The sequence below is a fragment of the Mariniflexile sp. AS56 genome (assembly GCF_030552475.1).
Taxonomy (GTDB): domain Bacteria; phylum Bacteroidota; class Bacteroidia; order Flavobacteriales; family Flavobacteriaceae; genus Mariniflexile.
Map to the genome: position 1 here is coordinate 218,806 of NZ_JAUPED010000002.1, position 20,340 is coordinate 239,145.

General features: G+C 35.6%; 15 protein-coding genes. 8 read left to right on the top strand and 7 right to left on the bottom strand.

The window, feature by feature from the left end; translation table 11 throughout:
* Positions 1-72 precede the first annotated feature (72 nt).
* Positions 73-1,206, top strand: a complete 1,134-nt coding sequence (gene bshA / locus Q5N74_RS03615) for an N-acetyl-alpha-D-glucosaminyl L-malate synthase BshA (protein WP_304387347.1) — start codon at positions 73-75, stop codon at positions 1,204-1,206.
* 63 nt (positions 1,207-1,269) lie between these two features.
* On the opposite strand, the gene Q5N74_RS03620 is transcribed toward bshA, so the two are convergent.
* A complete protein-coding gene (locus Q5N74_RS03620) occupies positions 1,270-1,761 on the bottom strand; it encodes a hypothetical protein (protein ID WP_304387348.1) in 492 nt (163 codons plus the stop codon).
* Positions 1,762-1,909: 148 nt separating this feature from the next.
* Here Q5N74_RS03620 and Q5N74_RS03625 point away from each other — a divergent pair, with 148 nt between their 5' ends.
* On the top strand, positions 1,910-4,831 hold the full coding sequence (locus Q5N74_RS03625) for an FAD-binding and (Fe-S)-binding domain-containing protein (protein WP_304387349.1): 2,922 nt from the start codon (positions 1,910-1,912) through the stop codon (positions 4,829-4,831).
* A 73-nt stretch (positions 4,832-4,904) separates the two neighbouring features.
* Here the strand turns inward: Q5N74_RS03625 and Q5N74_RS03630 are convergent, their stop codons facing one another.
* Positions 4,905-5,744, bottom strand: coding sequence for a UDP-2,3-diacylglucosamine diphosphatase (locus Q5N74_RS03630; protein WP_304387350.1), 840 nt, complete (start codon positions 5,742-5,744; stop codon positions 4,905-4,907).
* Between the two features lie 183 nt (positions 5,745-5,927).
* Here Q5N74_RS03630 and aroC point away from each other — a divergent pair, with 183 nt between their 5' ends.
* The 3 genes from aroC to Q5N74_RS03645 all read left to right on the top strand — a co-directional run bounded on the left by aroC (position 5,928) and on the right by Q5N74_RS03645 (position 9,726).
* On the top strand, positions 5,928-6,989 hold the full coding sequence (gene aroC, locus Q5N74_RS03635) for a chorismate synthase (RefSeq protein ID WP_304387351.1): 1,062 nt from the start codon (positions 5,928-5,930) through the stop codon (positions 6,987-6,989).
* A gap of 457 nt (positions 6,990-7,446) precedes the next feature.
* On the top strand, positions 7,447-8,892 hold the full coding sequence (locus Q5N74_RS03640) for a dicarboxylate/amino acid:cation symporter (RefSeq protein ID WP_304387352.1): 1,446 nt from the start codon (positions 7,447-7,449) through the stop codon (positions 8,890-8,892).
* Positions 8,893-8,907: 15 nt separating this feature from the next.
* A complete protein-coding gene (locus Q5N74_RS03645) occupies positions 8,908-9,726 on the top strand; it encodes a sulfurtransferase (protein ID WP_304387353.1) in 819 nt (272 codons plus the stop codon).
* A 154-nt stretch (positions 9,727-9,880) separates the two neighbouring features.
* Here the strand turns inward: Q5N74_RS03645 and Q5N74_RS03650 are convergent, their stop codons facing one another.
* The 4 genes from Q5N74_RS03650 to recG all read right to left on the bottom strand — a co-directional run bounded on the left by Q5N74_RS03650 (position 9,881) and on the right by recG (position 15,831).
* Complete coding sequence (locus Q5N74_RS03650; protein WP_304387354.1) at positions 9,881-10,300, bottom strand: thiol-disulfide oxidoreductase DCC family protein; 420 nt, start codon at positions 10,298-10,300, stop codon at positions 9,881-9,883.
* A 34-nt stretch (positions 10,301-10,334) separates the two neighbouring features.
* Positions 10,335-11,219 (bottom strand): polysaccharide lyase family 7 protein, encoded by an 885-nt coding sequence (locus Q5N74_RS03655; protein WP_304387355.1) that lies wholly within the window; start codon positions 11,217-11,219, stop codon positions 10,335-10,337.
* A gap of 41 nt (positions 11,220-11,260) precedes the next feature.
* A complete protein-coding gene (locus tag Q5N74_RS03660; protein ID WP_304387356.1) occupies positions 11,261-13,429 on the bottom strand; it encodes a DNA mismatch repair protein MutS in 2,169 nt (722 codons plus the stop codon).
* A gap of 299 nt (positions 13,430-13,728) precedes the next feature.
* On the bottom strand, positions 13,729-15,831 hold the full coding sequence (gene recG, locus Q5N74_RS03665; protein ID WP_304387357.1) for an ATP-dependent DNA helicase RecG: 2,103 nt from the start codon (positions 15,829-15,831) through the stop codon (positions 13,729-13,731).
* Between the two features lie 116 nt (positions 15,832-15,947).
* Between recG and Q5N74_RS03670 the strand changes: the two genes are divergently transcribed.
* From Q5N74_RS03670 to Q5N74_RS03680, 3 genes are read left to right on the top strand one after another with little or no spacing between them, the layout of a single operon-like run.
* Positions 15,948-17,885: a M1 family metallopeptidase gene (locus Q5N74_RS03670; RefSeq protein WP_304387358.1), complete on the top strand. Its 1,938-nt coding sequence runs from the start codon at positions 15,948-15,950 to the stop codon at positions 17,883-17,885.
* Positions 17,882-18,784, top strand: coding sequence for a patatin family protein (locus tag Q5N74_RS03675; protein ID WP_304387359.1), 903 nt, complete (start codon positions 17,882-17,884; stop codon positions 18,782-18,784). Before Q5N74_RS03670 ends, Q5N74_RS03675 begins: the two co-directional genes overlap by 4 nt.
* A 2-nt stretch (positions 18,785-18,786) precedes the next feature.
* Positions 18,787-19,698: a patatin family protein gene (locus Q5N74_RS03680; protein WP_304387360.1), complete on the top strand. Its 912-nt coding sequence runs from the start codon at positions 18,787-18,789 to the stop codon at positions 19,696-19,698.
* 108 nt (positions 19,699-19,806) lie between these two features.
* Here Q5N74_RS03680 and Q5N74_RS03685 read toward each other — a convergent pair whose 3' ends face one another.
* Positions 19,807-20,328 carry a hypothetical protein gene (locus Q5N74_RS03685; protein ID WP_304387361.1) on the bottom strand — a complete coding sequence of 174 codons (522 nt, stop codon included), beginning with the start codon at positions 20,326-20,328 and terminating at the stop codon, positions 19,807-19,809.
* Between the last annotated feature and the right edge of the window lie 12 nt (positions 20,329-20,340).

Consider the following 20,340-nt stretch of genomic DNA (forward strand, 5'->3'; position numbering starts at 1 on the left):
TAAATCAATTGTTTAAGGTTGTTAATTTAAAAACTTTAAGCAATTGAAATTTAGTCACTTAAAACTTATAATATGAAAATAGGCATAGTATGTTACCCAACTTTTGGGGGTAGTGGAGTGGTTGCAACAGAGTTAGGATTAGAACTCTCTAAACGTGGTCATGAAATTCATTTTATTACTTATAACCAACCTGTACGCTTAGAATTACTGAGTAATAATGTGCATTACCATGAGGTGAATGTGCCTGAATATCCATTATTTCATTACCAGCCATACGAGTTGGCGCTATCGAGCAAGTTAGTGGATATGGTAAAACTTCATAAAATTGAAATTTTACACGTGCACTATGCCATTCCGCACGCCTATGCAGCGTATATGGCAAAGAAGATGTTGGAAGAAGAAGGTATTTTGGTACCTATTGTTACCACTTTGCACGGAACAGATATCACACTTGTGGGGAGTCACCCATTTTATAAACCAGCGGTGACCTTTAGTATCAATAAATCGGATGCTGTTACGGCGGTATCTCAGAGTTTGAAAGATGATACGTTGCGTTTGTTTGATATCAAGAACGATATCCATGTGGTGTCTAATTTTATCGATTTAGAAAAATACAATCATAATTTTACCGATTGTCAACGTGGAATGATGGCGAGCGATGATGAAAAAATTATCACGCATATTAGTAATTTAAGACCCGTAAAGCGTTCCCAAGATGTTATTAGTATCTTTTATAACATTCAAAAAGAAATGCCAGCAAAACTGATGCTAATTGGCGAGGGACCCGAACGTGAGAAAATCGAGTACCGCTGCCAAGAATTGGGTATTTTAGATAAAGTGATTTTCTTCGGAAAAAGTAATGAAATAGATAAAATTCTATGTTTCAGTGATTTGTTTTTATTGCCATCACAAACCGAAAGTTTCGGATTGGCCGCTTTAGAAGCTATGGCTTCCGGTGTACCGGTTATTTCGAGTAATACAGGAGGTATTCCAGAAGTGAACATTCATGGTGTCTCTGGATTTTTAAGTAATGTTGGTGATATAGAAGACATGACTAAAAATGCATTGTATATTTTAAGTGATGCTGAACGTCTTTTAACCTTTAAGAAAAATGCGAGATTAACGGCTGAAAAATATGATTTAACGTCCATTGTCCCACAATATGAAGCTATTTATGAAGATACCTTAGCCAAATGTTTGGTGTAGTAATATAAAAGCATAAAAAAAGCGCCTTAATCAAGGCGCTTTTTTTTATAACTACTATTTTAATTAGAATTGATATCTAATACCTAAAGCGATGTCAAAACCTAAATCGTTATTGTTATGGTGTCTATCTCCAAAACCAAGTTCTGGTCTAAAATCTAAAGAGATTAATAACGGAATATCAAAATTGTACTCAATACCAATATCACCTGCAGCAAATATAAAAGTATCGTTATCATCATAATGGTCTTTTTCGTTATGATCAAACGATCCTAAACCACCACCAACACCTGCGTACCAGTTAAAACCACCATCTAAGTTCCATACCCATTGGTATAAACCAGCAATTTTAAAACCGTCATAGTCTTTTCCGTCTCTCCATCCTAAATCTACTTCTAAACGGTTATTGCCTCCTAAGGCATGTTGATACGATATTTCAGCGCCAACCCCGTTACTGTCTCCTAAACGTAAACCTAAAGCGTTTTTTGAAATGTCTTGTGCGGTCGATGCAAAGGTAAAACCTAATAACGCCACTGATAATAATAGTAATTTCTTCATAAATTGTAATTTTTTATTTGTGATTAATATACGTGCAATTAATGCATTCAGATCATTGTTAATAATCCTGATTGATTTTGCAAAAATAACGCCAAAATTGTATTTATATTTAACTTCTTTTTAGATTTATAATTATTTTTTAATAAGCATGACCTTAACATCACATTTACAGACATTAAGCGAAAAAATTTCGGGCGAATTATTCCACGACGATTTAATAAAATCAATCTACGCCACCGATGCTTCTGTATTTAGAATGTTGCCTTTGGCGGTGGGGTATCCTAAAAATAATGAAGATATTAAGTTGCTCATTCAATTTGCAAAGACGCATAATACCTCGTTAATACCAAGAACGGCAGGCACTTCGCTTGCTGGTCAATGTGTTGGGGAAGGTATTGTGGTAGATGTTTCAAAATATTTCACGAAAATTTTAGATGTTAATGAAAAAGAACAGACAGTTACGGTACAACCGGGTGTGGTTCGCGATGCATTAAACAATTATTTAAAACCTTTTGGCCTGTGGTTTGGCCCGAATACATCCACTTCTAATAGATGTATGATAGGAGGTATGGTAGGCAATAACTCATCAGGCACCACATCCATTCAATTTGGGGTAACGCGTGATAAGGTGATTGAAATGCATACCATATTAAGTGATGGAAGCAGCGTTGTTTTTAATGACTTGTCTTCTGAAGCGTTTCATGAGAAAACGAAGTTAGATACCTTGGAAGGACGTATTTACGAAAATATTTACACAGAATTGGCTTCGGAAATTGTTCAAAATCAAATTATTGAAAATTTCCCAAAACCAGAGATACATAGAAGAAATACGGGTTATGCTATTGATGAATTGATAAAATCGGAGGTGTTTTCAAATACAACTGAAAAATTCAATATGTGTAAACTGCTTTCAGGAAGTGAAGGCACGTTGGCATTTACAACGCAAATCACATTAAAATTAGATAAACTGCCACCACAAGAAGCTATTTTGGTAGCGGCGCATTTCACGAGTATAGAAAGTTGTTTAAATGCTGTTGAAATGGTGATGAATCATAATTTGTACACTTGTGAAATGATGGATAAAACCATTTTAGATTGTACAAAACACAACAAAACACAACAAGAAAACAGGAGTTTTATTGAAGGCGACCCCAAAGCCATTTTAATGTGCGAAGTCAGGGCGTTTACAAAAGAAGAAGTCTCTGTTTTGGCGGCAAATTTAGTAAAAGCGATAGAGGTTTCAGGTTTAAGTTACGCGGTTCCCACACTTGAAGGAGACGAAATAAACAAAGCAAACAATTTACGTAGTGCCGGTTTAGGCTTATTGGGTAATATTATTGGCGATAAAAAATCGGCACCCTGTATTGAAGATACTGCTGTAACGGTACCTGATTTAGCTAATTATATAGCAGAGTTTTCAGCATTAATGAAAGCGTATAACCAGGAAGCAATTTATTACGCACATGCAGGTGCTGGCGAGCTGCATTTACGACCGATACTAAACCTTAAAAAGTCTGAAGACGTCGTGTTATTTAGAAAAATAACTACCGATGTCGCCCATTTAGTGAAAAAATATGGCGGTTCTATGAGTGGGGAACATGGCGATGGCATTGTACGTGCAGAATTTATTCCGTTAATGATTGGTGATGCGAATTATCAAATATTAAAGCGAATCAAATCGGCTTTTGATGCAGAGAATATTTTCAATCCTGGTAAAATTGTAGAGGCATTTCCTATGGATAAATCCTTGCGTTATGAGCAAGATAGGGAGGAACCAGAAATTGAAACCATACTCGATTTTTCGCATTCACAGGGTATTTTACGTGAGGCTGAAAAATGCAACGGCTCGGGTGATTGTAGAAAGCTTCCAGAATTTGGTGGTACAATGTGCCCAAGTTATAGAGCGACGAGAAACGAAAAAGATACCACACGGGCTAGAGCGAATGCGTTGCGTGAGTTTTTAACGAATTCTGATAAAACCAATAAGTTCGACCATGAAGAATTAAAAGTAGTCTTCGATTTGTGTTTAAGCTGTAAAGCCTGTGCTAGTGAATGTCCAAGTAGTGTGGATGTGGCGAGTTTGAAAGCGGAGTTTCTATACCAATATCAAAAGGAAAACGGGGTCTCATTACGTACCAAATTATTCGCTTATAACAACAACTTAAACCGTTACGGAAGCGTGTTTCCAGGGTTTGCTAACTTGGTGTTTTCTAATGGCATTACATCCGCTATTCTTAAAAAAACGTTCGGAATCGCTAAAAAAAGGAGTTTACCTTTAATTTCAAACAAAAGTTTAAGTAGTGTGTTTCAAAATATTAAAAGACAAGAGGTTAGAGGGAAGTATATAAAAACGATTTACTTGTTTAATGATGAGTTTTCAAACTACTTAGACACGGCTATAGGTATAGATGCTATTCAGCTTTTAACAGCCTTGAATTACGAGGTTAAAATGGTTGAACATGCAGAATCTGGTCGCAGTTTTATATCCAAAGGTTTGTTAGAACAGGCTAAAGATTTGGCGAATAAAAACGTGCGTATTTTTAAAGATTTAGTTTCAAAAGAAACGCCTTTAATTGGTATTGAACCTTCTGCTATTTTAACCTTTAAGGATGAATATTTACGATTGGCTGATGATAGAGCTTCCGCTGAAAGCATCGCCAAAAACACCTTTTTAATTGAAGAATTCATTCAGCAAGAAATAAAATTAGGCAACATTACTTCAGATCAATTTACTTCTGAAGCAAAAACCATTAAGTTTCATGGACATTGTCATCAAAAATCATTTAGTAATCAACTGTCTAGTTTCGATGTTTTGAATTTACCAAAAAACTATAAAGTCACTATCATTCCAAGTGGTTGTTGTGGTATGGCAGGAAGTTTTGGTTACGAAAAAGAGCATTATGAAGTGAGTATGCAAGTGGGGGAACAAACGCTGTTTCCGGCGGTTAGAAAAGCATCCATGGATGTGCAAATTTCTGCGAATGGAACCAGTTGTAGGCATCAAATTAAAGACGGTACACAGCGCGAAGCGAAGCACCCTATTACTATTTTACGAGAAGCTTTGGTTTAGTTTGCGGTCTCAGTCTCAGTCTCAGAAATAGGTCTGTAATCAACAAAACTCACAAACAATTCAACTTAAAAACCTATTTAGATGTCTGGTCTATAATGGTTATAGCTGCAATTAAACGGTTGTTATCTTTAGCTTTCAATTCGTTATCAATAAAAAAAGGGGAGCGTTTATCTTTTTTGTAGTGATACACTTTCCAACGTTTAAACTGGTATTCTAAAGCGGTGAAATTTTCAACCCAATCGCCTGAATTCAGATAGATGGTTTTACCATGGTTAGTTTCAATATATGCCATTTTTGGTTGGTGAATATGGCCGCAAATCACATAATCATAACCGTTTTCAATGGCTAAGTTAGAAATCACTTTTTCGTATATACGGCTATATTTTGCTGCACTTTTTTTATTGTTTTTTAGTTTTTTTGAGAAGGAATAGCGCTCTTTACCACGATTTACCAAATACCAGTTCACAAGTTGGTTTAGCCTGTTTAAAGCATGGTATCCATAGCTTCCAAATTCCGCAAGCCATTTGGCGTTTTGCAACGAAACATCAAACACATCACCATGAAAAAACCAAGCATGTTTACCGTGTAGTTCTAAAACCAACTTATCTACAATGCGTATATTTCCAATGGTGGTTCCTGTAAACTTCCTAATCATTTCGTCATGATTGCCCGTAATGTAAACAACATCAACACCATCAGTAGTCATAGTCATGATTTTTTTTATCACTTTTAGGTGCGATTTCGGGAAGTAGCGCTTGCTAAATTGAGAGATATCGAGAATATCACCGTTTAAAATAAGCTTTTTAGGTTCTATACTGTTCAGGTAATTCAATAAGTGTTTAGCATGACACTGTGTAGAACCCAGGTGCACATCTGATATCACTACAATTTCTATTTTTCGTTTAATTTTCAAACTAATAATTTGCTTTTAGTAAAATACTCGATTTTATATGACTTAAACATTACCTCATAATTATCTAAACATGAGTATATTGTTAATCAAATGTTACGTGTTTCTGCTTCGTTTGGGGTCTCTTTATGCTATTTCATTTCCATATCTCTAAGAATAGATTTACTTTAGCAAAAAATTATCGATATGGCTGGAAATTCTTTTGGAAAACTGTTTACTCTAACAACTTATGGCGAATCTCACGGACCTGCATTAGGCGGTGTTATTGATGGTTGTCCATCTGGAATTGAATTAGATTTAGAGGCTATTCAGCAAGAATTAGACCGTAGAAAGCCAGGGCAATCTGCCATCGTTACGCAACGTAAAGAGCCAGATACAGTGAAATTTCATTCCGGAATTTTTGAAGGTGTTACCACAGGAACTTCTATTGGTTTCGTTATTGAAAACACCAATCAGAAATCTCACGATTATTCGCATATAAAAGATAGTTACAGGCCAAGTCACGCCGATTATACCTATGATAAAAAATACGGTGTACGCGATTACCGTGGTGGTGGGCGCAGTTCTGCCCGCGAAACCGCATGTCGTGTTGTTGCTGGTGCCATTGCAAAACAAATGCTAAAAGGCATTGAAGTTACGGCTTACGTATCAGGTGTTGGTACCATGAAACTTAATAAACCATATAACGAGTTAGATTTAACGCAAGTAGAATCAAACATTGTGCGCTGTCCAGATGCTAAAATGGCGGCAGATATGGAAACCTATATTAAAGAAGTTCGCGGAAAAGGCGATACCGTAGGTGGTATTGTAAGTTGTGTTATTAAAAATGTACCCGTAGGTTTGGGCGAACCTGTTTTCGATAAACTACATGCCGAACTTGGTAAAGCCATGTTATCCATCAACGCTGTAAAAGGTTTTGAATACGGTAGCGGTTTTGAAGGTTGTACCATGTTAGGTAGCGAACATAACGATGCGTTTAACAACGACGGAACTACAAAAACTAACTATTCAGGTGGTATTCAAGGCGGTATAAGCAATGGTATGGATATTTACTTTAATGTAGCATTTAAGCCAGTAGCGACCTTAATTCAAAAATACCAAACCATCGATAAAGACGGAAATAGCGTCGAAATGCAAGGTAAAGGACGTCACGACCCATGTGTGGTGCCAAGAGCTGTACCTATTGTAGAAGCTATGGCGGCTTTGGTAATAGCCGATTTTTACCTGCAAAATAAAATGTATAGTTAGTAGCTATTTCCCGCTTTCAGCTTCATCTTTTTAAAAGGTCATTGCGAGGAAGCACGACGAAGCAATCTGTCAACCTTTAGTTAGCCATAAGTTTTGGCGCACCATATTTTAAAAAGGATGCCGCTTCAATCGGGGCTAAATTATCAGTGGTGGTTATTGTATATCTGAAAACCCGGAATCTTTACTTGGATAAATGCTCACTTTAAGTTTTCTGTAATTATTGACTGGATTTTCTTGTTTTGGTATAACTGTAAACCTTAATTCAAAATAAACAGAAGTCTAAAGTGATTATTTTTTCAGCTATTATAGTGTCGTGACTTATTTAATTTGACTATGAGTTCAGTTATCTATATTATAAAAAACCAACCCCACTAAAACAGAAACCACGCTTCAAATTCTGCAATCAAGCTATTAAATTCTTATATTGCTTGCACAATAAAAGAAACGTATTCAATTTATGAAAAAACTAGCACTACACTGGAAAATCTTAATAGGCATGACGCTCGGTATTATTTGGGCATTACTTTCAAGTTCCTTAGGTTGGAGTGCGTTTACCATCAATTGGATAGACCCGTTTGGTACTATTTTTATCAATTTATTAAAATTGATAGCCGTACCATTAGTGTTATTCTCCATTATAGGAGGAGTTGCTAATATAGGGGACCCTAAAAGTTTAGGAAGAATGGGGGGAAAAACCTTATTCATTTATTTGCTAACCACGATTATGGCCATTTCTTTAGGCTTGGGCTTGGTAAATGTTATAAAACCAGGTAAACTAATAGATGAACAAAGTAGAATAGATAACAGAATTAGCTACGAAATTTGGGCAGCTTCTCAAGGACATGAGGTTAAAGACGGGATTAATTACTTAAAAGATCCTGAGTTTTTTGAGCGTGCGCAAGAGATTTCAAAATTAACAAAATCAGAATTAAAAGAAGCGTCCGTTTCAGATAAGCTGGATAAAGCAAACGAGCAAAAACAAGTATCACCATTGCAACCTTTAATCGATATTGTGCCGCAGAATTTTTTCGCGTCCCTTTCTAATAATGGTTTGATGCTTCAAATTATCTTTTTCGCCCTGTTTTTTGGGGTGTGTTTGTTATTTATACCTAACGAAAAATCGCAACCTGTTTTAACCTTGGTTGATGGCATAAACGAAGTGTTTTTAAAAATGGTAGACTTGGTTATGCAAGCGGCTCCGTTTTTTGTATTCGCTTTATTGGCAGGTGTTGTAAGTAAAATGGCAGGTGATGATATTGGAAAAGTAATTGAGATTTTTAAAGGCTTAAGTTGGTATTCATTAACCGTTTTACTAGGCCTTTTATTAATGATTTTTGTGGCGTACCCAGCTATTTTAAAACTTTTCGTAAAGAAAATACCGTATTTAGGCTTTTTCAAATCGATGGGGCCCGCACAAACGTTGGCGTTCTCAACATCAAGTAGTGCAGCTACGCTACCTGTTACTATGGAGTGTGTTGAGCAAAACTTAGGTGCCGATAAAAAAGTAAGCAGTTTTGTTTTACCAATTGGTGCCACTGTAAATATGGATGGAACTAGTTTGTATCAAGCTGTAGCAGTTATCTTTTTAGCACAAATGCACATGATCGATTTAACTATTGGTCAGCAATTAACCGTAGTTTTAACGACTACTTTGGCCTCTATTGGTTCGGCAGCAGTACCAAGTGCTGGTTTAGTAATGCTTATTGTTGTATTGAATTCAGTAGGTTTAAACCCTGTTTGGATTGCTATTATTTTTCCTGTAGATAGAATTTTAGATATGTTTAGAACGGTTGTTAATGTTACGGGAGATGCTACGGTGTGTTCTATTATTGCCGATGGCGAAAACATGCTAAACTATAAAGAGACTAAAAGTCCAACAGAAACTTTCGATTTAGATTCTTAATTATACCAGTTCGTTATGGCTAAAATTAATATAACACATCCTGTTGTTTCGGTATCATGGCTTCATGATCATTTAGAAACTGAAAATTTAGTGGTGTTAGATGGCACTATTAATAAGGTGTTTGATGCATCACAATCTCAAATTCCGCATACACGATTATTTGATATAAAAAATAAATTCAGCGATACGTCAGCACCGTTTCCTTCTACGTTTCCTTCCGAAGCGCAATTTCAAGAATCGGCACGCGCATTGGGTATCAATAAAGATAGTGCTATTGTGGTGTATGATGATAAAGGTATTTACTCTAGCGCTCGTGTTTGGTGGCTGTTTAAAGCCTTTGGGTACAATAATGTGGCTGTTTTAAATGGCGGTTTCCCGGAATGGAATAAAGCCGGTTATTCTACTGAATCCATGAAACCATATGTTGGTGCATCAGGTAATTTTGAAGCATCACATAAGCCTGAATTAATGAGGTTTTTTAATGATATGAAACTGGTTTCAGAAACGAAGAGTCATACCATTATTGATGCGCGTTCTGAAGGACGTTTTAAAAGTTTGGAAGCAGAACCTCGTGAAGGTTTGCGTATGGGAACCATTCCAAATTCGGTAAACTTACCTTTTGAAGATTTGCTAGTTGATAAACAATTGATAGCAAATGAAGCAATAGCGTCTAAGTTTAAAAACCTAGCGGATAAAGAAACGCCTATTGTTTTTTCTTGCGGTTCTGGAATTACAGCCTGTGTGTTAGCGCTTGGTGCAACCATTTCAGGGTATGAAAATATTGCTGTGTATGATGGTTCTTGGACCGAGTGGGGGAGTTTGGTACTTGAATAACCCGTAATTACGAGAGAATTATGACCAGCGTAATCTCATGATTGAAACTAAATAAAAAACATAAAAAAGATTCACAGATGGCTTTGTGCTTCGTTCTTACAATGACGTGAATAATATGCATTTTGCATCACCCCGTTCGTAAAGACCTAGAGTATTATCCTAAAAACTTACTTCTCAATTCTGGAGTTGGTATCCAGCAAGATTCTTTTTTGCCATACCATTTATAGCGATTTTTAGCTATATAATCATACACCTTATTCCGAATAACAGCAGGGATTATAAAAAATACAGTCATTAAATTTTGAGGAAATCCTAATTGACTCGCTATTTTTAAAGCAGCGGTCGATTTGTAATCAATTCCTGCATCAGGAGTATACAATAAAATAGAATCTATTTTTGAGACGTCTATTTTATTGTGTTTAATAATTTGTTCACCAATATCACTTTGTAAAGCTGCAAACAGAAATACATCATGCGAATCATGTTTAATAACATATTGGACAGATGCATTGCACAGGTTACAAACACCGTCGAATAATATAAGTTTTTTGTTATTTGGGAGTTTTATTTTCACATTACAAAAGTACGATAAGCGTTTTAAAAGCTATTTAAAAATGCTGAGTTTTTACAGCATGTAAAGTCACTTGTGCTCTTTTCTCGTAGTCTGCATTCCAGCCATAGTAATTACCCGTTTTAAAATAGTTGTTGTGCGCATAGTTGTTAGCAACATAATCGTAAACAAAGGTGTAGTCGGTATTAATACCCTTTGCCTCACAAACTAAAGCATAGTAAAATTTTCCGTTTTCAATTTTTATCTTGAAAGTAAATAGTTCATTATCTACTTTACCAACGTTCGTTTTATTGTCGTAGGCGCTTGTCCATGGGTCTCCATTATTTGGCTTGGTATAATAATCAAGTTGAATTTCGCCGCTATTCCAACGTATTTTAACCGTAGCTGGAGCTCCAACAGAGCCTGTTGTTTCAATACCATGAATTTGTGCCACAATGGTTCTTCCGTTTCCTTCAACAAAATCAACTTTTAAAGTGGTTTCCATAATATGTGTACCCGTACTCATAGACCAGTTATCGCTGGTTGTTTGGTTACCTTTCCAAAATTCACGGAGCTCGGTACGGCAGTATTTACCACCATTTAATGCAGATTCTCCAGAGGTTGTAAAGCCTGTAAATTTAGTAAACATAGTATAGCTGCCATCTGTGTTGTTTTTGAAGTATTCAGATTGGGCTGCGGTTAGTGTATTGCTTTCTATGGCTTGGTAGTAAATAGAAGTCGCATTACCGTCACCACGATTTATGGGAACAGACAAATACCAGTTTTTCCAAATAAATTTGGGGTCTTCAGCTGGTGGTTCGTTCGGTTCTTCTACAATTTCTTCGTTAATGATTTCTTTTTCTTCCTCAGCATCGGAAGTGCTACAAGCATATATCAAAGGCAGAACACTCAATACAAAAAATAAGGCTATCGCTTTTTTCATATCTATTTTTTTTTGATAAAGATAAGCGAAAAATGTTTTGATTATTTTTTAAAAGCTTCAACTAAATCCAATTCATCTATACTGACATTGGTTGTGAATATACCATAGTTGACGACTGCTTTGTTTTTTTCGATTTTATCGATACTACCAACCGCGCGTCCGTCTCGCATGCGTACACGATCGCCTATTTTTAAACTGACTTTTGGTTTAGGGGCTTGAATCGCTTTTTTCTTAGCTTCCTTTTTCTTTTCGCGAATCACAGTCACTACTTTTTCAGCCTCTTGTTTTACCTTTTGTTCTTTGGCTTTAATGACTTTTTTCTCTTTAACAGTGACCTTTTTTCGCTTGGAATTTTCAATTTGAACGATTTTATAAAGTTCGCCCATCAGCTCTTTTTTCTGCTTATTTTCAAAATATTTTTCGGCAATATCGTTTACTTTTTGCCCTAAATACACCAGACGCTGGTTGCTGTCATATAATTCTTGATAACTTTCGAGTTTCTTCTGAATTTTCGCATTGGTTTCTTCAAGCTTATCAGCTTCTTGAAGCTTTTTCTTTTCGTTCAGTTTTAAAGATTCTCCCGTTTTTTCGAGTTTTGAACGCTCTTTTTGAAGTTTAGCAATGGTAGCATCGAAACGCACTTTACTGCGTTCAATTTTCTTTTTAGCCCGATTAATTAATCCGAATGGGATGCCGTTTTTCTGTGCTACTTCAAAAGTAAAACTACTTCCTGCTTGTCCAATAACCAATTTATATAGAGGTTCTAAGGTTTTTTCATCGAACAACATATTGGCGTTAAGCATAAAAGGCAACTCATTAGCTAATATTTTTAAATTGGCATAATGTGTTGTGATGATGCCAAAAGCTTCTCTGTGGTAAAACTCTTCTAAAAAGGTTTCAGCTAAAGCGCCACCAAGTTCGGGGTCACTACCTGTTCCAAATTCATCTATTAAAAAGAGGGTGTTTTTGTTACACTTCTTTAAGAAATAATTCATTTGCTTTAAACGGTAGCTGTAAGTGCTTAAGTGATTTTCAATGGATTGATTATCGCCAATATCACTTAAAATACGGTCAAACAAACAGACTTTACTGCGTTCGTGCACAGGAATAAGCATTCCGCATTGTAACATAACTTGAAGTAAACCTACCGTTTTTAAGGTGATGCTTTTTCCTCCTGCATTGGGGCCAGAAATCACAATAATGCGGCTATCTTTCTGTAATTCTATGGTTTGCGGAAATGTTTTTGCTTTCTTTTCAACATTATTCAAATAGAGAAGTGGGTGGTAGGCATCTCGTAAATACATCGCTTTTTCTTCTGATATTTCAGGAAGAATGGCATTCATAGAATGTGCGTATTTAGCTTTCGCCGAAATAACATCGATTGCGACTAAAAAATCTTGGTAATTTTCTAAAAGGGGTAAAAACGGACGAATAAAATTGGTGAGTGCTTTTAAAATACGAACAACTTCTTCATTTTCTTCAAACTCTAAATTATTGAGTTCTCGTGAATATTTCAGTGTGGTTTCGGGTTCCATGTATACAATACTTCCTGTTTTGCTGTTACCCATTATAGAACCTCGTACTTTACGGCGGTACATGGCTTTGACAGCTAAAACACGTCTATTCTCTACAACACTTTCACGAATATCGTCCAAGTATTCAAGTCCGTGATACATATTTAAAGCCGAAGCAAAGCTCTGGTTAATTTGACCTTTTACTTTATTTATATTCTGCCTTAAATCAAAAAGCAATGTAGATGCGTTGTCTTTAATGTCTCCAAAACGATCTACAATGCCGTCTACCTTTTCAATAATGGCTTTAGTTACTTCTATATGCTCTGCAAACTCGTTTAAGTTTGGGTAATAGACCGCAAACTTTTTTAAGAAGGTCACCAATTCATTACAAGTTAATGATATAGCAACTATTTTTTTTAGACTATGAACTTCTAAATATGTATTCTCAATACGCAGAAGCTTGATTTCTTTAGTAATAGTATCAAAACCATGATTAGGAATGCGGTTGTCGTTGTAAAATGACGACAGATACTCATTGGTTAATTGCAGGTTATTAAGTAGTGATTCCTGAGTGCTAAAAGGTGTTATTTGTAACGCTTGTTCGTTTCCCAACGGGGTAACACAATGTTCGCTTACTTGTCTTAAAACTGTAGAAAACTCTAAATCTTGTAATGTCTTTTCGTGAATGTGAATCATTCTTGTTTTTTGATGCTTTTAAATGAAAGCAAAGTTAAACATAATGTTTTATTGAAAGGTGGTTTTATTGGAAGAGTAACTCGGGCCTTCATGAAAATGTTAATTATTAATGAATCAAATTAATTTAACACCACAATCATAATTTTAATTGATTTTCTAACTATCTTGTTATCAGTATTAATCAGACAGCGAACAGTATGGAACTCAACTAGAAATGGTTGAGTTTTTTGTTTAATTGTAATCATACTAAACACTAGAAAAGGACTAACTAAGTTGTTGTGATTGGTGTTATTATGTATTTATGAGATATAATTCCAAATATTTTTATACTTACTTAAATCTCTGTACGTATCTAAAACAACTTTGTTTTCTGGCTTAGACAGCTTAGAATCTTCTTTAAGTAACTTTTTTGCGTGAAAGCGGGCGCTTTGTAAAATGTCTTTATCCTTTATAATATCGGCGATTTTAAGGTTTAAAACACCGCTTTGTTGCGTGCCCATGAGGTCTCCTGGTCCGCGTAAACGTAAATCAACTTCAGCAATTTCAAAACCATCACTGGTTCTTACCATGGTTGCTAATCGGGTTTTACTATCATCACTTAATTTATGGCCAGTCATTAAAATACAATAGCTCTGTTCGGCACCACGCCCTACACGACCTCGCAATTGGTGAAGTTGAGATAAACCAAAGCGTTCTGCACTTTCAATAATCATTACCGACGCATTGGGAACATTAACGCCTACTTCAATAACTGTAGTGGCCACCATAATTTGAGTTTCACCTTTAATGAAACGTTGCATTTCAAAATCTTTATCGGCAGGTTTCATTTTTCCGTGAACAATAGAGATTTGATATTTAGGCATGGGAAAGTCTCGTGAAATACTTTCGTAACCATCCATTAAATCTTTATAATCGAGTGCTTCACTTTCTTGAATAAGTGGGTAGACAATATAAATTTGTCGGCCTTTTGTTATTTCGTCTCTAATAAATTTAAAGACATTCAAGCGGTTTTTATCATACCTGTGTACTGTTTTTATAGGCTTTCTTCCGGCAGGTAATTCATCAATAACCGAGATGTCTAAATCACCATAAACAGACATCGCTAGAGTACGCGGAATAGGGGTTGCTGTCATTACTAAAACATGTGGAGGCGACGTATTTTTATGCCATAATTTACTACGCTGTGCGACGCCAAAACGGTGTTGCTCGTCTATGATGGCAAGCCCTAAATTCTTAAATTTCACCTTGTCTTCTAACAGCGCGTGGGTACCAATAAGCACCTGTAATTCGCCAGATTCTAACGCGGCATGGATTTTTTTTCTTTCTGAAGTTTTACTTGAACCTGTTAGTATTTGAACGCTGATATTCAATTTATTACAAAACTCAAGTAAACCGTTATAGTGCTGAACTGACAAAATTTCAGTCGGTGCCATTAAGCAGGCTTGAAAACCGTTGTCAAGTGCCATTAACATTGACATGAAGGCTACTATGGTCTTCCCAGAACCTACATCTCCTTGCAAAAGTCGATTCATCTGGGCATTACTACCTAAATCGGCTCGAATTTCTTTTAAAACACGTTTCTGTGCATTGGTTAATTCGAAGGGTAAATGGTTGCTGAAAAAGTTGGTAAAGTAACTACCAACATGGTCAAAAGGAAAGCCTTTTATTTTTGCTTTATGAACTAAATTTTTAATGATAAGTTGAAACTGAATATAAAAAAGTTCTTCAAATTTCAATCGAAATTGGGCCTTCGCTAATAGCTCTTGGCTCTTGGGGAAATGCACATTAAACAAGGCGTCACTTTTGCCTATTAATTTTAATTCGGAACGTAAGGGGTCAGATAACGTTTCGGAAAATCGACCTCCCGTTTCAAGAAATAACTCTTGGATGATTTTAATAATAATACGGTTGGTAATCCCTCTGTTTGAAAGTTTTTCGGTTGAAGGATAAACGGGTTGCATGGCAGAACGTAAATTGTTTTCATGCTCTTCCTGCAGTTCTACTTCGGGGTGAGGCATGTTAAATTTGCCGCTAAACCAATTTGTTTTACCAAAAACTACATAAGTAGTGTTTAACTTTAAGTTATCACGTATCCATTTTTGACCACGAAACCAGACCAATTCCATAACGCCTGTATCATCTTGAAAGGTGGCGACCAAGCGTTTGCCTCTTTTTTGCTCAACTTCTTTAAATGCCGTTATTTTACCAATAACCTGAACATCAGCATTGCTTTGTTGCAACTGGTTTATTTTGTAATAACGCGTTCGGTCTATATATCTGTTGGGAAATAAATTTAATAAGTCTTGATAGGTATGAATGCCTAACTCCTTGCGTAGTAAATCGGCCCTATTGGGGCCTACGCCTTTTAAATAATCGATAGGAGTTTGTAACTTGCTGGTCATAGAAGACGAATTTAAGGCATTTCAAGCAATTCAAAAAATAGAAAATTTATGTATTTTGGCTTAATGCTTGATATCTTTAATGTATGAATCGCTTTCTGTTTTTTTTATGGTTTTTTATGACTGCCTTTGTTTTTGGACAACAGGTTGATTATGTTGATTTTAAAAAGGCAAAAGCAAACATCGGTTTTGGTGATTTAATACAAAAGGAGGTTTTTGGAGCTATTACTTTTGAATTTGAAATATTAAAAGATATTGATTCAGTCTATTTAGATGCTCGTAATTTTGAAAAGATCCATTGTGTTTTAAATGGAAAAGAATTAAAAACGGTGTATGATGGAGAACATATTATTGTAAAGCATCCGTTTCAATCGCAAACGCAACATACAATAAGTATTACTTGGGAAGTGAAACCAAAAAAAGCGATGTATTTTATAGATTGGGGTTCTGAAGCGGGTAATAAGCAAATATGGACTCAAGGTCAAGGGAAATATACCAGTAATTGGTTGCCAAGTATCGACGATATGAATGATAAAATTGAATTCGATTTAAGTATTGAGTTTGATAAAAATTATCAGGTGATTTCGAACGGAACATTAACAGCTATACAAATAAAGGAATCGACCATTGTGTGGCATTATGATATGGACCAGCCCATGAGTAGCTATTTAGTAGCACTGGCAATTGGTAGGTATAGTAAGCAAGCCGTGCATTCTAAAAGTGGTATTCCTTTGGAAATGTATTATTATCCAGAAGATTCGTTGAAATTTGAGCCAACCTACCGCTACACCAAACAAATGTTCGATTTTCTTGAAGAAGAAATTGGGATCCCATATCCCTGGAAAAACTACAAACAAGTGCCTGTGAAAGATTTTTTGTATGCAGGCATGGAGAACACGAGTACAACTATTTTTACTGATAGTTTTGTGATTGATTCCATCGCTTTTGTGGACAAAAATTATGTGAATGTGAATGCGCACGAACTTGCTCACCAATGGTTTGGCGATTTGGTTACGGAAACATCTGGTACGCACCACTGGCTTCAAGAGGGTTTTGCCACATATTACGCGTTGTTAGCTGAAAAAGAAGTTTTCGGGGCGAATTATTACCATTGGAAACTGTATGAATACGCTCAAGAACTATTAGCACAAGATAAGCTAGGGCAAAGTACGTCACTTTTAGATCCAAACTCAAGTAGTACCACATTTTATAAAAAAGGAGCCTGGGTGTTACATATGCTACGGGAACAGGTAGGTGATAAAATTTTTAAAACTGCCGTAAAAAATTATTTGCAAAAGCATCAGTTTAAAAATGTGGAGACGGATGATTTTATAAAAGAAGTTGAAAATGCTAGTGGACGGGATTTGAGTGAATTTGTCAAAATTTGGTTGAAAAGTGAGTTGTTTCAAAATGATAAGGCTTTAAAGAGTTTAAACAAATCGAAGTTTATAAAGGCCTATTTATTGGTGAATTGTGATGAGAACGATTCTAAATGTAGCACAATTTTGTCTTCAAACATTTCAGATGAATCTAAAATTAAAGTGATTTCACAAAACCCTAGACTTGTTGAAAAAGGGGATTTCAAGAATAGTTTAAAAGTTCGACAAGCCATTGCTCTAAATTTAACCGAAATTCCTTCAGAATTAAAAATCCCTTATGAATCCTTATTAGAAGATCCATCTTATAGTACAATTGAAAAAGCATTATTCAATTTATGGCTAAACTTTCCGCAAGAGCGAAATAAATATCTTAATAAAATAAAAGAAATTCAAGGTCATAATGATAAAAACGTTCGGATTCTGTGGTTAACATTGGCGCTGATTACTGAAGAGTTTCAACCAGAAAATAAGCCTATCTATTTTCAGGAGTTAATAAATTACACAAATCCAAGTTACGCCTTTGAAATTCGTCAGAATGCTTTTCTATATTTACAACAAATAAACGCGTGTAATGATGCTTGTTTGACTAATTTAGAACAAGCGACGAAGCACCATAGTTGGCAATTTTCGAAGTTTGCTAAAACCATGTTAGAGTTAATTAAAACCAATCAAAAATGAGAGCATTAGTAATTTCTGGCGGTGGTAGTAAAGGGGCTTTTGCAGGTGGTGTGGCACAATATCTCATTGAAGAACTTAAACGCGATTACAAACTGTATTTAGGGACATCTACCGGAAGTTTATTAACGTCGCATTTGGCATTGCAAGAAATTGAAAAGATAAAAGGTATTTATACCAACGTTACAAACGGTAGTATTTTCGATGTGTGCCCGTTTGTGGTAAAGCAGAAACATGGGAGTCAAAATATAGCCATTAATCATTTTAATGTTCTCATGAACATTTTAAGGGGCAGTAAAACCTTTGGTGAAAGCCATAATTTAAGAGCTTTAATTAAAAGTACTTTAACAGAAGAAGAGTTTTTAATCTTAAAACACTCTACTAAAGATGTAGTGGTAACGGTTTCGAACCTGTCACTCAATCAAGTGGAATATAAATGTTTGAAGGATTTTGAATATGAGGAATTTGTAGATTGGATTTGGATTTCGTGCAACTATACACCATTTATGACCTTAGTAAAAAAGAATGGCTGTGAGTATGCTGATGGTGGGCTAGGGAATATGGTGCCCATTGAGGAAGCTATAAGCAGAGGGGCTACCGAGGTTGATGCTATTATTTTGCAAACGGAAGTTAATCAATTTAACAGAATGCCATCCAAGAATCCTTTTTCATTACTAACGAATATGTTTTCTTTTATGTTGGATAGAATTGAATCTCAAAACATACGTATCGGGAAGTTCACAGCAACACACAATAAGGCTATTATAAATTTTTATTACGCACCCACTGTTTTAACAACTAATTCGCTTATTTTTAATAAAGCAAAAATGACGGAGTGGTGGCAAAGTGGGTATGATTTTGCTAAATTCAAAAACCAAGAAATAAGTCAATTAGAAAATTAATTATGAGGGCATTAGTAATTTCAGGAGGAGGAAGTAAAGGGGCGTATGCAGGTGGTGTCGCTCAATATTTAATTAAAGAAAAAGGACACGAATACGATATATTTGTTGGTACTTCTACCGGGAGTTTGTTAGTGCCACACATTGCCGCAGGGAAAATTGATAAGGTTTATGATGTGTTTACAAACGTGAAGCAAAGCAATATATTTAGTGTAAACCCATTTCGAACACGCAAAAAAGGAGATAGAGAATACGTGTCTATCAATTTCATGAACTCCATTTGGCAGTTTATGAAAAGTAAACGGACTTTTGGAGAGAGTAAAGCCTTGAAACGTTACTTAAAAAAACATTTCACCATTGAAGAATTTAATTTAATTAGAGCAACGAAGGAAGATGTTGTTGTGACAGTCTCTAATTTATCTCAAAATAGAGTAGAGTATAAGTCTATAAAAGATTTTTCATATGAAGAATTTTGTGAATGGATTTGGATTTCATGTAACTATATTCCCTTTATGTCTCTGGCTAAAGTGAATGGTTTTGAATATGCTGATGGTGCTTTTGGCTGCGTTGTGCCTATACGAGAGGCTATTCAGCGTGGAGCTACAGTAATTGATGCCGTAGTTTTAGAGTCTGAAAACATGGAGTACATGAAAGTATTGGGGAAAAACCCGTTTTCACTGATGCTTAATTTATTCGGACATTTATTAGACCAAGTAGAGCGAAGTGATATTCTTATAGGGAAGTTGGCCGCAAAAAATAGAGGTGTGGAACTTAATCTGTATTATACACCCTCAAAACTTACCGAAAATTCGTTGATATTTAATAAGAAACTCATGGTGTCTTGGTGGAAACAAGGGTATGATTATGCGGAAAATAAGCATAAAGAAGCATTGTCAAATGAGTTGCGTATTAGTTAATACACATGATTTCAATAATTTTTCTGTTGAAATTAGCATACCCTGAAATCTGAGATGTAAATAGAAAATTTTACTTTCTGCAAAGTGTCATATCCTAAATTTTGTGTTTTACCAAAGGTCAGATACTTCTTCTTTTAAAAATGAAAGAGCGGCATCACTTGGTGAACGGCGGTCCATCATTTCGGTTAAAACGACCTCACGAAGCTTGTTGGCAGTGTCTGTTTTTTCAAGTGAATTAGCCTTTCTTATCAATTGAATGGTGGCATTTTTAGAGGCGTTAATAATGCTCCAGCATTTCTCACTTATATAGACTTGTTGTGTTAAATTGTGCTCGTATTCCTGTTCAATACTTTGTATAATTAAGGACTCATAAGCATCTTTATCTGAAGATATTGGCGGTATTCTAATAAGCAAACTAGACGGCGCCATACGTTCTAAAAATAAAACCATGCGCTCGTAAGCTTGGAGGCGCATAGGTAAGGCATTTACTTGTAATTCTTTCTTTAATAAAAAACGTCTTTTACCATCTTCATTTTTGATGTGTTCCTTAAAAAAATGGTAGGCAATTATTCCTGTAATAATTGAAGGAATGGCGAATAAAAATAGATCAATTAATCTGTTGGTTTCCATAAAAAAAATATC

What these genes read in the sequence shown, in the direction of transcription:
- bshA (WP_304387347.1), top strand. Translation starts at nt 73, where the DNA reads ATGAAAATAGGCATAGTATGTTACCCAACTTTTGGGGGTAGTGGAGTG.
- Q5N74_RS03620 (WP_304387348.1), bottom strand. Translation starts at nt 1,761, where the DNA reads ATGAAGAAATTACTATTATTATCAGTGGCGTTATTAGGTTTTACCTTT.
- Q5N74_RS03625 (WP_304387349.1), top strand. Translation starts at nt 1,910, where the DNA reads ATGACCTTAACATCACATTTACAGACATTAAGCGAAAAAATTTCGGGC.
- aroC (WP_304387351.1), top strand. Translation starts at nt 5,928, where the DNA reads ATGGCTGGAAATTCTTTTGGAAAACTGTTTACTCTAACAACTTATGGC.
- Q5N74_RS03640 (WP_304387352.1), top strand. Translation starts at nt 7,447, where the DNA reads ATGAAAAAACTAGCACTACACTGGAAAATCTTAATAGGCATGACGCTC.
- Q5N74_RS03645 (WP_304387353.1), top strand. Translation starts at nt 8,908, where the DNA reads ATGGCTAAAATTAATATAACACATCCTGTTGTTTCGGTATCATGGCTT.
- Q5N74_RS03655 (WP_304387355.1), bottom strand. Translation starts at nt 11,219, where the DNA reads ATGAAAAAAGCGATAGCCTTATTTTTTGTATTGAGTGTTCTGCCTTTG.
- Q5N74_RS03660 (WP_304387356.1), bottom strand. Translation starts at nt 13,429, where the DNA reads ATGATTCACATTCACGAAAAGACATTACAAGATTTAGAGTTTTCTACA.
- recG (WP_304387357.1), bottom strand. Translation starts at nt 15,831, where the DNA reads ATGACCAGCAAGTTACAAACTCCTATCGATTATTTAAAAGGCGTAGGC.
- Q5N74_RS03670 (WP_304387358.1), top strand. Translation starts at nt 15,948, where the DNA reads ATGACTGCCTTTGTTTTTGGACAACAGGTTGATTATGTTGATTTTAAA.
- Q5N74_RS03675 (WP_304387359.1), top strand. Translation starts at nt 17,882, where the DNA reads ATGAGAGCATTAGTAATTTCTGGCGGTGGTAGTAAAGGGGCTTTTGCA.
- Q5N74_RS03680 (WP_304387360.1), top strand. Translation starts at nt 18,787, where the DNA reads ATGAGGGCATTAGTAATTTCAGGAGGAGGAAGTAAAGGGGCGTATGCA.
- Q5N74_RS03685 (WP_304387361.1), bottom strand. Translation starts at nt 20,328, where the DNA reads ATGGAAACCAACAGATTAATTGATCTATTTTTATTCGCCATTCCTTCA.